Annotated in this window: 9 protein-coding genes and 1 pseudogene; 4 read left to right on the forward strand and 6 right to left on the reverse strand. The window is 40.0% G+C overall.

All coding sequences use genetic code 11. The features are described from left to right. Positions 1-256 precede the first annotated feature (256 nt). Positions 257-970: pseudogene (locus tag NG821_RS04330) on the forward strand (cytochrome c biogenesis protein); the annotation flags it as partial. A 27-nt stretch (positions 971-997) separates the two neighbouring features. Here the strand turns inward: NG821_RS04330 and NG821_RS04335 are convergent. Then, on the reverse strand, positions 998-1,291 hold the full coding sequence (locus tag NG821_RS04335) for a hypothetical protein (protein WP_252760436.1): 294 nt from the start codon (positions 1,289-1,291) through the stop codon (positions 998-1,000). A 224-nt stretch (positions 1,292-1,515) separates the two neighbouring features. Between NG821_RS04335 and NG821_RS04340 the strand changes: the two genes are divergently transcribed. Then, on the forward strand, positions 1,516-2,475 hold the full coding sequence (locus tag NG821_RS04340; RefSeq protein WP_252760437.1) for a DMT family transporter: 960 nt from the start codon (positions 1,516-1,518) through the stop codon (positions 2,473-2,475). Positions 2,476-3,082: 607 nt separating this feature from the next. Here the strand turns inward: NG821_RS04340 and NG821_RS04345 are convergent. Genes NG821_RS04345 through NG821_RS04360 form a run of 4 tightly spaced genes read right to left on the reverse strand, consistent with a single transcriptional unit; the run spans position 3,083 to position 11,171 of the window. Further along, positions 3,083-3,493, reverse strand: coding sequence for a hypothetical protein (locus NG821_RS04345; protein ID WP_252760438.1), 411 nt, complete (start codon positions 3,491-3,493; stop codon positions 3,083-3,085). After that, a complete protein-coding gene (locus tag NG821_RS04350; RefSeq protein ID WP_252760439.1) occupies positions 3,486-4,457 on the reverse strand; it encodes a hypothetical protein in 972 nt (323 codons plus the stop codon). The genes NG821_RS04345 and NG821_RS04350 overlap by 8 nt, the downstream gene beginning before the upstream one ends. A 1-nt stretch (position 4,458) precedes the next feature. Beyond that, the gene (locus NG821_RS04355) at positions 4,459-7,758 is read right to left on the reverse strand and encodes an Eco57I restriction-modification methylase domain-containing protein (protein ID WP_252760440.1); all 3,300 of its coding nucleotides are present in this window, start codon (positions 7,756-7,758) and stop codon (positions 4,459-4,461) included. 14 nt (positions 7,759-7,772) lie between these two features. After that, entirely contained in the window at positions 7,773-11,171 is a 3,399-nt protein-coding gene (locus tag NG821_RS04360) for a helicase-related protein (RefSeq protein ID WP_252760441.1), read from the reverse strand. A 324-nt stretch (positions 11,172-11,495) separates the two neighbouring features. On the opposite strand from NG821_RS04360, the gene NG821_RS04365 reads away from it, so the two are divergent. Further along, positions 11,496-12,482 (forward strand): DMT family transporter, encoded by a 987-nt coding sequence (locus tag NG821_RS04365; RefSeq protein WP_252760442.1) that lies wholly within the window; start codon positions 11,496-11,498, stop codon positions 12,480-12,482. Positions 12,483-12,508: 26 nt separating this feature from the next. Here NG821_RS04365 and NG821_RS04370 read toward each other — a convergent pair whose 3' ends face one another. Continuing rightward, positions 12,509-13,474, reverse strand: coding sequence for a cation diffusion facilitator family transporter (locus tag NG821_RS04370; RefSeq protein WP_252760443.1), 966 nt, complete (start codon positions 13,472-13,474; stop codon positions 12,509-12,511). Between the two features lie 570 nt (positions 13,475-14,044). Between NG821_RS04370 and yfcE the strand changes: the two genes are divergently transcribed. Beyond that, on the forward strand, positions 14,045-14,608 hold the full coding sequence (gene yfcE, locus NG821_RS04375; protein WP_252760444.1) for a phosphodiesterase: 564 nt from the start codon (positions 14,045-14,047) through the stop codon (positions 14,606-14,608).

The raw sequence follows: 14,608 nt of genomic DNA on the forward strand, positions 1-14,608 counted from the left end.
GCATTGCTTGTCAAGGATACCATCCGGGAGCTCTTCGAACCTTTGGATCGAGAGCAGACTGATGGCGACGAGCAGCAGCTTAGTATTGACTTTACATACGATTAACATATATTAAGAGACACTAGTGACCTTAGGTCTATTATTTTTCATCATAATTGTAACCTATGCAGTAAAAACGGGATGTGAACAAGAACGCAAAAAATGGATAAGAATATCAAGTTTGCTTAAACGTATCGCCCGACCGACAGCATTAACCCTTCTTTGCCTTTCAGAATTTATTCTGACTTTTGTCCTCGCCTTACGTTGGATCATAAGCAGTACTATTCCCTTGTCCAACGGCTATGAGACTATGCTTGCCGTATCCTGGTTTAGTCTTTTGATTGCACTGGTTGCAGCACTGGCCAATCGTCAGATGGCAACTCTCTACTCCGCTTTCGGGTTTCTGCTAAGCGGTTTTTTCCTTCTTGTAAGCCATATCAGTCAGATGGATCCAGCCATTGGACCAGTTATGCCTGTCTTAAATAGTCCGCTGCTCACCATCCATGTAAGTCTGATGATGATAAGCTATGCCTTACTGTCACTTACCTGTATCTGTAGTCTTACAGCACTAATTCTTTCCCCATTTCGTTACTCCTCTATCCATCGGGAATCTATCAGTTCTTCACTCATCACGCTAAGAGATCTTTCAAGAATCTTTCTCTACCCGGCAATCGTTGCTCTAGGTACAGGTACTTTCATCGGAGCTATCTGGGCCAATATCAGTTGGGGAAGTTACTGGAGTTGGGATCCTAAGGAGACATGGGCACTCATCACTTTTATGGTTTATGCTGTACCTTTGCATTTCCACGACCTGTCAGTTTTCCGTAAGCCACTATTCTATCATGTATATACGGTATTGGCTTTCCTTATCCTCCTGATGACCTATTTCGGAGTCAATGAGTTTTTAAGTGGTATGCACAGTTATGCTTAATCTGCAAACGGTCTGCACTCCCTGAGTTTAAGTCCAATATTGTCTTTTACCGACTTTCAGCATTTCTCCACCACATTTAGGACAGGTATGACCGTCCCATTTCTTAATCCGGGCTGAGCCACAATTAAGGCATAGTCGGCCGACTAATGAATTGAAAGAAGGAGCTGCATCACCGATAATTCCGCCTACAACTAAAGGTTGCAGGGTATGACAGTCAGGACAGGAGACCATATCAATCTCCTGTCCCAAAAAGCCTTTACCTTCATAGGTATCAGCTTCATAACCGCACTTGCTACATCTGTATTTTCTTTTCCAGGCCATATTCGTATCATCAACTTTTATAATCAAAGTTACGGTAAATCCATTAAATGACCAAACAAATATAAATATAAATTGAAGAACTTTTGACTCCCAATGCATCTAAATAGTCGTCAAGAAAACTAATAACCATGAATTTTATTTGCATTTTTATTCTCTTTATCAATTTTATTTTTTAACTTTGCCATTGAAAGTAAAGAAAGATAAAAAAGAATAAGTTCATACAGATGCATCAACAGAATTTTATTACCATTACAACAATAAGGGGATTAATTCAAAATCTAAAGCGCATTATCAGCACAAACGGCAAACCGGAATGGCAGGGGCACCTGGTAGCTATTCTCACTGTCATCTTCTGGGGAGGTACATTTGTCAATACCAAATATCTGCTAATCGGAGGAATGCAGCCTCATGAAATATTTTTCATCCGTTTTCTACTGGCCTATTTCTGCATCTGGATCATCTCTCCAAGAAAATTATTATGTAACAGTTGGAAAGATGAGCTGACGATGCTCTTACTCGGTGTAACAGGAGGATCACTTTATTTCGTAGCCGAAAATACAGCTATAAAACTCACTTATGTCAATGATGTCTCTTTCATCATCTGTATGGCTCCCCTATTTACAACATTCCTGGCCATTGTCTTCCTAAAGAATGTCAATGCTTCAAAAAAACTCATCACCGGTTCAGTTGTTGCTTTATTCGGAGTATCCATCGTCATCTTCAACGGCCATTTCGTCATGCATCTCAGCCCGTTAGGAGATGCCCTTGCATTATTAGCCTCTTTCTGCTGGGGTATATATAGTTTAATTATCAAACGTGTATCCGGCAGATACTCTGCTACTTTTATTACCAGAAAAGTATTCTTTTATGGCATACTTACCATTCTTCCGACCTTCATACTCAAGCCCTGGAGCTTTCCTTTGTCCAATTTAGGGAAACCGGTCATCTGGTTGAATATTTTTTTCCTGGGAGTAATCGCTTCATTTGCCTGTTACTTGATGTGGAATTGGTCTGTCAGGAAGATTGGAGCATTGAAGACCGCCAATTACAACTATCTGAATCCTATTTCTACCGTCATTCTCAGTGCTCTATTCTTAAAAGAATCTATAACCCCTATCGCCTTCTTAGGCGGAATACTCATTCTTATTGGGATTTTCATATCCAATCGATCTAATGGGATCTGAACTTCTAATTTAAGGAGATCACAATTCTATATTGACCGTCCAAGCATTAAAATTTTAATGCTATACGTAAAGTGGTTTATGCTCAATATTATCACACATAATCCATAAGCATGAATCACAAAGAGAATTATGGATTTATTATCTTAGAAGAGTATCTTTGGGTCAAGGGATAGAGACTGCTTTTTTCTGTTACACCTACGAAACAGATTTTGTCACTTAAGTCTGCAATGTATTCATTTCTGACAAAGGCTGTTTGTCTGCTTTGACGTGGGGCTTGGCTTGTAGAGATAATGAGAAGTCGATTAGAATCTATCGCTGTTTGTAGTTCGGCCGAGAGATTCTTGTACATTTTTCTTGCGAGGACCAGAATAATGGGCTGGTTGCCCTTCAGGAGAAAGTGCAGTACATCCTGCTCCAATTTTGAATTGAAACCACTAATAACACATTCTCCTTTGTCACACATGTCTGTCGCCCAGTCATAACATCGCAATACCATACTGGGAGGTATCGTTCCAGATGCCAGAAAAGCAGTTTTGTGTAGTTTCAATATTTCGGCATTTCCGTAAGTCGTGATTTTCATCTTAATACGGGATTCAGATAAAGTTTTTTATATTTTGTTATCCCTTTTGTACCAAATAAATAATTTCCATAAACTTCTTACCGTTATTAGAATACTTGCTATAAGTGGAACACATATTAAATAAGCCCAGATTTTTACATCTATGTTCATAAATATAATAACGATTAGAATTGTGAAAAAACTAAGTATCACTATCCATATAGCCTTATTTGCAATGAAAATCATTGTCTGTATAAATAATATCAATGATTTAATCTTACGAGAAAGAGAAAGAGAAACACCACCCTGTTCCACTTTATCGTAAGTACTGCTTAGTTCTTGTTTCTTTCCATCAATAAAAGCAACTGAAAGTGTAAACATGGAAATGCCGATTGACAGAAGCATCGTAGCTAATGCCAAGCATAAAGAAAGAAATGAAGAATATTCAGTTTCATTCATCGTTAGTCGCATTCATATATTTGGTAAAAATTCCTTCAACATTCTTCTTGATAACCTCTGGCTGAAATATAGTTCCCTTTTCTACATCTTTTTCTTCGACATCAACGGAATAATTAAAACTGTCCTCAAAGGTTGATGTCAGTTTGTCTTTAAATTCTTGAACAAGCGAAAAAACTCGTTGATTATGAGTAATAAATTTCAACTGACGTTTTGAATATGAACTAGTAAAACTTTCATCTTTAAATGTATTTATTGCATCATCTTTAGTTATATTACTTAGACTTATTTGTTTTTCCTTTTTTAGTTTGCTTGTTATACTATATTTTTCTAAATAAGTAGGAATATCATCTTTATCATCAGAAATTGAAGAAAGCGTAATTTTCACCTCTGATATGAGATCGAATTTCTTTAATTCTGACAGCATCTGTTCTGATTTGATATTTTTTATTGGAACTTCTAAAACATATTTCATAATTTTTCTTGCAATAGAAATCATATCCTCATTTTCTTTTGACGGATCTTCATAAAGAAAAATATGCCAAAATGAAGAAGTTTTCTTATTAACAAGAAGTCTATCTACTTGGGGATAAAGGATAAAGAAATATGTATCGCTACAAAGTTTATCATCAAGATTAAATCTTATTTCTGTTTCAGAATTTCCACTACTTTGATAATATCCATCAGTTAGATTAGTCTTATAAGCCGTTACTTTTAGCAACAAGCATAAGTCCTCATTAAATTTTATATCTATAGGTTCAATTTTATTAATTCCTATAGCCGTAGTTTTAGTACGTTTAGTAATCATAAGTGGTTTTTCTGACCCAATATTAAATGATGCAATTTTTATTTTAGCACCTTCTAATAGAGATTGGTTTGTAATTGCGAACAAATCATCTGCATCAGTTTCGATAGCTTTTGATGTGTATACGGGTATCTTTATTGATAATTTCTTTAAATTCTCCATGTTATTCTTCATTTAGTTCATCGCCCATGCGGTATTTGATATCGTAATTGATGATGAAATCAAGTTCTTCCTCTGTGAAGCCGTAGTGTTTGGCAAGAACTTTATCAATCTCGTCAATGATCGGTTTGGATAGTTTCATATAAAATTCGTCATATTCAACTCTACCTGTCGATTTATAAACATAAACTCTTCTTTTGGAATTTATCAACATGTCTTTTGATAAATTTTTGTTTAGTAAAACAAGTCTATTTTTAATATTAGAGTTAATATTTAGTTTAAAGCTATATAATTCAGTAGAGTTTAAATTATAACATGAAGAATGCGTAATCCACCAAATTAAGAATAATGTACTATTAATAACTGCACAGCCAACTTCTTTATCCTCATCTGTTTTAAAATACATTTTTTTTAAATGGCGTGATATAATTTTACCATCGCGTTCACTACAGAAATAAGGAATAAAGGAATGAGCTCGCATCCAGTTTATTGGTGCATCATTATATAGACAATATTTGTCCCCTATATTAGAGAATACCTGTGTTTTATCTGCATTGATCTTCTTAACAATGTTGATGAACAGAGGACTAGGAATTTTAGGAATAATATTTTGATATTGGTAGTCTTCAATGTTGTTAAAATGAATAAGTGCCTGAAAGAGAAATTTGCGTTCTTCAGCTTGCCATCGTGTGTATTTTGTTGAATAGCGTCCTTTTCCATTGTTTGTGGCAAAGAATATTGATAAACGGAACTTCACACCCTCAAAAAGTTTTTGAGGGTTTGCATCTGCACTTAAGTTTAAGTGCAGATGCAAACCGAATTTTTCGTAAAAATTCGTAACTAATGGAGCCATTCTTTCTGTACTGTGTCCACTTAAAGGTACAATCATACTTATATATGCATTACCTGCCATTATTTCTTTAGATCTTTCCATAACATAGGCATACATATTACCGCATGAAAGAGTTTTATAATTTTCCAATTTATATAAATCAGAAATTGCCAATCCTTTGACTTTCTTATTATATTCTACATAGGGAGGATTCCCAATAATGACATCAAATCCTTGTTCCCCCTTTATAATATCATAGAATTCGGCTATCCAATGAAATGGCTGTGTATTTTTTAACCATACCTCATAGGGCTGATTGGAAGTTGACCTGTAGAGATGCCTGTTGAGTACTTTATTAAGGGACGCGAGTCTCTTTTTCAGTTCTTTCTTGGCCTCTTTATAAGCACGCATGTTATCACTCTGATTAATCTGTAACCATTTAAAGGTTTGGTAAGTGTGTGCCACCTTATCCATAGCATCAGCCACTTTATTTTTCAGTTCCGCTTTGGCAAAAGCATCACCATAGTTAATTGCATCATTCAGCTGTTGTTCGGTGGCATATCCAACAAGAGTATTCCCGCAGCGGATGTTAAAGTCAATGTCCGGCAGTGGGTCCAATCCCATGTTTTCTGCCCGTTTGTCTACTTCTACTACCGCTACCATCTTCAAGAAAAGGCGAAGTTTAGCAATTTCTGTCGCTTCCACCATGATGTCTACTCCATAAAGGTTGCGGAGGATAATGCTCTTATAGATGAAATATTGAATGTTGGAGCGATACTTATTGCTAATTTCGCCCAGTTCATCCTTAAACAGATTCTTATTCTGTTCATGAAAGGATTCCATACGGTCAATACAAATTTCATAGAGTGGTTCCAAAATATTCATGGCTGCAAAAAGAAAGGCCCCGGATCCACAAGTCGGGTCGAGAATGGTTATCTTCTGCAAGGCGTGATAGAAATGTTCTATCAGCAAGTGATCTTCTGTGTTAGCCAGCAGGTCGTAAGTAAAGCTTCGGAGATTCAGATTGTAAGTAATGAAGTCGTTCACTTCATGAATAGCTCCGGTTTCTATTTTGTTCTTTATTTCGTCACAACGTTTCAAACGGTCAATGGTCTCCCTCCAGATTTCAGTAGGCAATGCAAACTCTTCACCGGTTTTCTCATTCCAATGACTGCGTCGCTGCAGAAGATCCGATTGAGTAGTATCCAGACCGATAGCAATTTCTTTTGGAAGGTGTTCTTTCCAGTCCGCACTATATCCATGTTTGGCAGCATCGTAGATATAGGTCGTTCCGCTTTTTTGCAGCATCTGCCATACTTCCCCGTCAGGAGCGAAGGACTTTTCAGATGAAGTTTCCTTTACCTTGTCAAGAAGGAAAGGAATAATGGTGTTCCGCCCGATGTATTCCGTGATGTCCTCTTTCGTATAATAGGCACCCATCTGTGCCCGGTCGTTGATATATTGTTCAAAGATATATCCCAGTACATCAGGATTAATGTCATTGCCGCTGGCAGATACCCTGGTGTCAAGATGCCATTCCCATTTGTCAAAAAAGTCAAAAAGACTCTGGAAAGCCTCATCTTTGATTCTAATATTCTGATATTGTCTTTCCAACTGGTGATAATCGAAAAGCCCACCGTTGAGATACGGAATACAACCGAATTTCTGCTGAAAGGCTGCATCATGAACGGGGGCGTTCAGTCCGTCATGAAAGAGTTGGATAAGAAAATCCAGATAGAAGGCGAAGAATTCATCCTGTCCTTCCTGTTCCTGCACTTCATGAAGTTTATGTTGCAGGTAATCCACATCGCCATTGAGAAAACCTTTCTTCTGGATGAAATAACAAAACATCAATCGGTTGAGCATAATACTGGTATACCATTGTTTGTTTTTATTATCCTTAACATCGATCTCGTCATCTATGCCCTCTATAAATCTGGCGAATGTGGTATGCTGCTTTTTGAATTCATCATAGAACTTCTTCGTAATTTTCTCGGAATTGACAGCAAAGACGCCTTGCACCTTTTCTCTGACATCTACAATAGTAGTATGCTCACCCGGTTCAAAGCTGAATCCGTCGATTTTCTCATAAAGAAATTCTGACTGTTTGGTATTACTGTATTCTACGCCTACAAGATCACGCTTTTCTACCTTGTTGACAGGGACGACCCATAGGTGATGACAGGTATTTGGAATAAAATAGATGCAAATATAGTCGTGGGCATAGCGCTGCAACTTGGTATCAATCTTTTTGTAAACAGATGCAATAGGTATCTGCTTCACCTGGCAAGTGAGAATCTGAAAACCGTCCCGCTCGGCAATAGCCGTAAAGGTGTACGTAACATCGTTCACGGTAATGTCTGCCAGATGAGAATCACCGCGGTGATTATTCCACCCTATTTCATTGAACAAGGGATAGAATTCATTATTTTTGATGTAGCTGACAAATTCAGCTTTCTTTAGTCTTATCATATCAGTGCAGTATTTTAGTCTTCCAAAAATCTTAATCCCATGGAACAGATAATCTTATGTTCTTCCGGTTTATTGTCTTCTTCCTCCTTATGTACGAGTTCGTTATTCTTGTATAGTTCAAGGACGTAATTAACGATTTCGTCATGGGATAAGTTTTTCATACGGAGCATACGTCCTAGCATTGTCTTCACAGTATCGAGAAAAGGATAGTTGTAAATATTGTCAATTGCTTCTTTCAGCAGTTGCTTCTCCGTATCACCGAAAAACAAGTCTGCTGGACGCTGGTAATAGCTATCCAATAAGGTGACGATACGGTAACGAGTACTGAAACGATTACCCAGCATGCCACTGACATTTGTATTTCCATTTATCTGAATATTCTGCACAGCTTGAGATACCAGGTCGTGATGGTTTCCCAAGGGTTCTACGGCAGGTTCACTTATACTGCATTCCATAGCCTTGAGAATTTTTTTCTGTGACTGGCTAATAAGCTCCCCTTTCGAATTGTACCAGGAAAGTAGGTCAAAGCCGCTACGAGTACGAACATAAGTAATAACCCCATCACGAAAACGATCTTCGGTCGCTTTGGTTGAATAGACCATATCGTTAAGGTGAGGAATGATATCCTTTAACTTGGGATTCGCCCTGATAGCCTGATTCCATATCTCGTAAGCCTGCGATGCCAGGTCAACGTCATTGTCCTCTTCATCATCCAAGGCCCCAGCCTTTTCATTATAAAGGTCGGTAAGATTCTGTTCATTACCTTCAAAGAAGACCTCATCACTTCCCACGACATGTGCGGCTTCGTTGATACGCTGGTTCAGTCGGCTACGGAGATTGATGATTTGTTCTACTCCATCAGCAGGGAAAAATGAATAGCAGAATATCTTATCGAAGTTCTGCCCGATACGATCCACACGACCTGCACGCTGAATAAGCCGTACAATAGCCCACGGAAGGTCAAAGTTGACAATAACGTGTGCGTCCTGTAAATTCTGACCTTCACTGAGAACATCAGTGGCAATCAATATACGAGTCTGGTCAATTTCCGGCATATCGGATTTCCCATTGCTTACTGGGGAAAACTTTTCGACAATAGCCGTTGGATCCGGACTTTCTCCGGTCGCGATATCTATATGATTGATGCCACGTCTTTTCAACTGCCCGTATATGTATTTGGCTGTATCAGAAAATTGAGTGAAGACTATTATCTTGTCCTCCTTGTGCCTATTACGGACGAGGTCTTCCAGTTGATCCAGTTTCTTGTCCTCTGCCGGATTCCATACTCCACAATATTGAATCATCTGAATCAGGACCTTACAGTCTTTGATGAGTGTTTGCTTAAGTGTGCGCTTGAAATATTTAGGATTAATCCATGCCACATTATTTTTGGAAGAAATATATTGATAATACTCTTGTGCCTTATGCAGATAGAAATCCATGTCTGTAGAAATGGTGAGAATATCACTGTCTGTGACGGCAGGTTCAGAGCTTGCTTCATCACCAAATATGTCATTAATATCGATATCATCAATATAATCCTCCGGAATTTGGTTCTCATCACCGACAGGAAGAGAAAGTTTGTTGTCAATGGCATAGATAAAGACACAGTTACGCAGGATATGACGATAGACCGTAAGCAGGAAAGCCAGTCCACTGCTGTCTATACGCTTGAAGAAAGTACTGCGACAAAATCCCATCATCCGCCTGCCGGCTCGAGATAAATGTTCCAAAAGCTGCAAATCATATTTTGGAGCCCCTTTTGTCATCTCGTCTTTCACATATTGCGAAAGGCCATAACGTGGAAGTTCCAATTCGGACATATAATTGAGCATTTCTTCAGAATACAAACGATAGAACTGATCACCTTTCTCCGTTTTATACTTGATAGATTTAGGTATACGTTCAGGGAAATAGGATTTGGAACCATCATTGAATTTCAGATATTTGCGACCACTTGCTTTATCCGTCTCTGCATAATTTTCTTTAATAAATGTCCGTGTGCGGCGAACCATAAAGAGCTTCATAAGTTCAGTCCAATCCTCGACATGATCACTCAATTCAAAGGCTTTGATACTACGCATAAAAACTTCACTGTGATTATGCTTGAACTGATTGTCACCACCTTCAGACTTAATTTCTACTTCCGGCCGAATGCCTAAATCCTGATTTTCACTGATAAACAACTTTAACTGGGAACTCAAATCCCGATAGTCCTTATTGTACGGAGTAGCCGTCAGTAAGAGCACACTATTATCCTGACTTTCTATAAATTTCTTGATATTCTGATAGCGAGCACCTTGAGGATTACGAAGGTTATGACTCTCATCAATAATGACCAACCGAAAATAGCGTTGTGTTTCGATGTCAATAGGCTGGGCATTGGATATAACAATAGCTTTTAAATCATATTTATCAATATATCCTTTCCACATCTTTTGGAGGTTTGCCGGACAGATAATCAATGTACTGCCAGACATATGATCCTCAAATATTTTAGCAATAGCACAAGCCGTAATGGTTTTTCCAAGTCCTACGACATCGCCAATCATAGCACCTTTGATTTTATCATTCATCAAATGCTTGGCAGCTATCTTTACGGCATTCTCCTGAAAAGGAAACAGGTCTTTCTTAAATACAGGATCAAGGACATATTCATTGATTCCGGAACGTGCTTCCTGACTCAGGTAATAAGCTGTTTTCAAATAGATATAATAAGGCTTGATATTCTGGTCACCAGCCCAACTGTCCTCTATCGCATCAATAAGATCTTTGGTAATATCAATACAACGGCGGTCGTTCCAACGGTCATTAAACCAGTCTGACAATTTTTGTGCATTATCACTATCACCAAATTCGGCATTAAGTTCTCCCTGTTTGGTTAATCCGGGGAAAGTCAGATTACTGCTGCCCATAATAGCTTCAATCGAATGCATGTGATCTTCTGGACGATAGGCAAGGTAGAGTTTGGCATGAAGTGGTTCACGCAGATAAAGTTTTACGCATACCTTCTCATTCTTCATCTGACTGGCCAGTCTTCTCAAAGTCCACTCATCTTGTTTGGAGGGGAGCCCCCATTGGAGCTGACGACGAAACTGCATAGCAATCTTCTTCTTGCATTTGCTGATAAAGCTATCATCGGGTAGTTTATCCTTATGAGGGTACATACTACGGATAAGTTCTTCATTAGGTCGCTGCATGCCAATAAGAAGTCGACAAACTCTGAAATGACGCCCGTCTTCCTCTTCAACATAGTCACCTTCGAGATGGTCAATTTCATCTACGATTCGGTTCCATCCTCTCAAATTGAAATAACCAACACAAAAATCGGTCCTTACAATTCCCTGTGTGGTTATCAGATTTTTCAGACCTTCCTCGAATTTGAATTCGATATTGTCATAAATACGTGCCATATAAAAATGTGTTCTTATTTCTTAATGAAATAAATCTCCAAATTACTTATATATTGATGACTCTTCATACATGTCTCATTTGAACACCAAATATAGCAAATTATTTTTGATCTACATCAAAATGAAGGTATTTAATTTCCTAACCTTAGCATTTTATCTAATCAATTGCTACATGATGAAAAACAGGAATTTCAACTATATTTTAAATTCATAACTAACTGACGAAGTAAGATAATCTCATTTTTCTTTCCATTTAAGAAAATACTACACACAATTGTTTCCTGTTTTTTATTTTTAGCGTAACTTTGCCCATAAAAACTGTGAATGGGAAAAGAAACAAACGTACAAAGAGAGGGAGATTTACGGGATTTGACAATATCAGATAATCTGGCAAAAGAATCTAAGGTAAAAACAGACAGCAAGAAAGACAAAAACAAGATACTTGCCCATCTGATTGCCATCATAACCGTTGGGTGCTGGGGTTGTACCTTTGTCAACACGAAATATCTTCTAAGAAGCGGGCTGGAACCTGAAGAAATCTTCCTGGTCCGCTTTCTGTTAGCTTACCTCTGTATATGGTGGATCTCGCCAAAGACCCTATTCTGTGCCAACTGGAAAGATGAATTGATGATGCTGGTCCTGGGCGTGACGGGAGGCTCGATGTATTTCCTCACAGAAAATTCTGCCGTAGGACTGACTTACGTCAACAATGTGGCATTTATCGTCTGCACGGCTCCTCTTATTACGACAGCTCTCGCCATCGCTTTCCTCAAGCACGCCAAAGCATCGCCAAGGCTGATCATCGGTTCCCTCATCGCTCTGACAGGCGTAGGGGCAGTCATCTTCAACGGCCATTTCGTCCTCCACCTCAGTCCTGCGGGAGATGCACTGGCACTCTCGGCCGCCATCTGCTGGTCAGTCTACAGTCTGGTGATGAAAAAGGCATCCCGAAAATATTCCTCTATCTTCATTACCCGCAAAGTATTCTTTTACGGTATCCTCACTATTCTACCGGTATTTATCTTCCGGCATTGGACTTTTCCATTGTCACGGTTCGGTGAAACAGAGGTGTGGGCAAATCTCCTCTTCCTGGGCGTCATCGCCTCTTTCCTTTGCTTCTGGTCGTGGAACTGGGTCATCAGGAAGATCGGGGCATTGAAATCCTCCAATTATATTTACTTGAATCCCATTACGACAGTCATGGCAAGTGCCCTTTTCCTGAATGAACCGTTGACAACGATTGCTTGTATCGGCGGCGTTCTCATCCTCATCGGTGTGTTCCTTTCCAACCAAGCCAAAGATACAGTTTAAACGGAAGACAGGCTTCCGCAAAATCCTCAATGATTAGGGGGTAGAAAAGTAGGCAGGTTCGGGTCTTCATATCGGCCGTTGATTTTGACCGGTTCAAGATGAATGGTGATCATCGTACCTGAGCCAAAATGCTTTCGGAGTTTGTTTTCTATATGGATCGAATGTTGGTGCGCCTCATAGAGGGAGAGTTGTCCGGGCAACCGAAGGTGCATCTCGATCTCGATCTGATCACCGATACGACGTGTCCGAAGGTTATGGATGCCACTTACGCCAGGCTCACTTTCAGCAATATCTACAATCTTGTTCTCGACACTGTCAGGCAGACTCGCGTCCAAGAGTTCGCCTACAGACTTACGGATCAGTTTCCATGCTGCCACGATGATGAACACACTGACAATGAGTGCAGCCAAAGGGTCCAGGACAGTCCAGTGAGGTCCCAGGATCACAGCACCGCCTATACCCAGAGCCGTACCGACAGAAGACAGGGCATCACTCCGATGATGCCAGGCGTTGGCAATGACCGCTTCCGAATTCACCTTCTTCCCGACAGCCGCAGTGAAACGATAGCACCAGTCCTTGACGACGACACTGACCAAGGCGGCGATGAGCGCAATCATACCGGGTTGTGCCGGGACAGCCCCATTGAAAGCCTTCCATGTTTTGCTCAGTCCGTTGAAGAAGATCATCGCACCGACAACCAAGAGAGCGATTCCCACAATAGCGGCAGCAAGAGTCTCAAATTTGCCATGACCATAATCATGCCCTTTGTCCTTGGGTTTGTTACTCAATTTGACAAAGAGAAAGACTATGGCATCTGTCAGGAAGTCTGCCAGCGAATGGACCGCATCAGCGATCATGGCAGCAGAATGCCCCAGAATACCGGTAGCAAACTTGAACAGCATGAGGAAGATGTCCACACCTGTCCCTGCCAATGTCACCTTGTATATCTCCTGTTCGCGATCATGCTCTGTCATTTCATTTCTCTTTTCCATCGTCACATTCTGAATCATATCTTTACCCTCCCGGTATCCGATCTTCCAAAAGCATTTCCACCTACGGCCGATTCCAGATACATGGCAGTTCTCGTGTTCCACTATCTCTGTTCCGGAACCATCTGCCTATTCCAGGCAGATTTTCCTATCCGCACCAACTTCTTTCTGTAAAATCATGCTTCCGTACAATCGGGGCTCTCTGCCGCCAACTGATCCGCCAACTCCCAAAGACAAGACATCTGCAAGTGCAAATTTCTACATGGGCGTTGTCGTCTGATTATCAGGCATTCCTCTTTTCACATCAAACGCTTTTGTAAAACTTTCGAAGCTACAAAAATAAAGAATATATTTGATTTATATCTAAAATTTCCGAAAAAAAACGAAAAGAATCACTTACACTTCATTTTCAGCCTAGGAATATTCCAACCTCCAAACCCTACCGGTCACAACCGTCCCTGCACTCAGAGCAGGCACTGCGGACACAGCAAATCAGGAAAGGGCAAATTGCAGGTTCCGGAGATTTTTACTATATTTGCAGCAACATACATTCATTTCATTTAGACAATAACTATGAAATACTTGATCTTGTCCGATATTCACGGTTCCCTTCCAAGGCTGCAAAAAGCTCTGGAGATATACCGTCAAAAGCACTGTGACATGCTTTGTGTCCTGGGAGATATCCTCAACTATGGTCCACGCAATAGTATTCCTGAAGGACTGAATCCGAAAGGCATCGCCGAAACCCTCAACAATATGACTGACGAGATCGTCGCCATACGGGGAAACTGTGATTCCGAAGTGGACCAAATGCTCCTCCACTTCCCCATCATGCAAACTTATATGATCCTCGTGGACAACGGGAAGAAATTACTGTTCACTCACGGACATATTTACAATAAGGAGAATCTGCCTGCCGGACGTTTCGATGCCGTGTTCTACGGACATACCCACTATTGGGAGTTGTCTCCTGCTACCCCGGGGAACGATGAGAATCCGGGACTTCCGGTAATCTGCAATACTGGTTCCATTACCTTCCCCAAAGGAGGGAACCCACCAACTTTCGCAATCTATGAAGACCGTACGATATCAGTATACACTCTGGACGGAAAACTCCTTAAATCACTTCAAATCTAA

Origin of the sequence: Segatella cerevisiae, assembly GCF_024054555.1 — a bacterium.
Lineage (GTDB): Bacteria > Bacteroidota > Bacteroidia > Bacteroidales > Bacteroidaceae > Prevotella > Prevotella cerevisiae.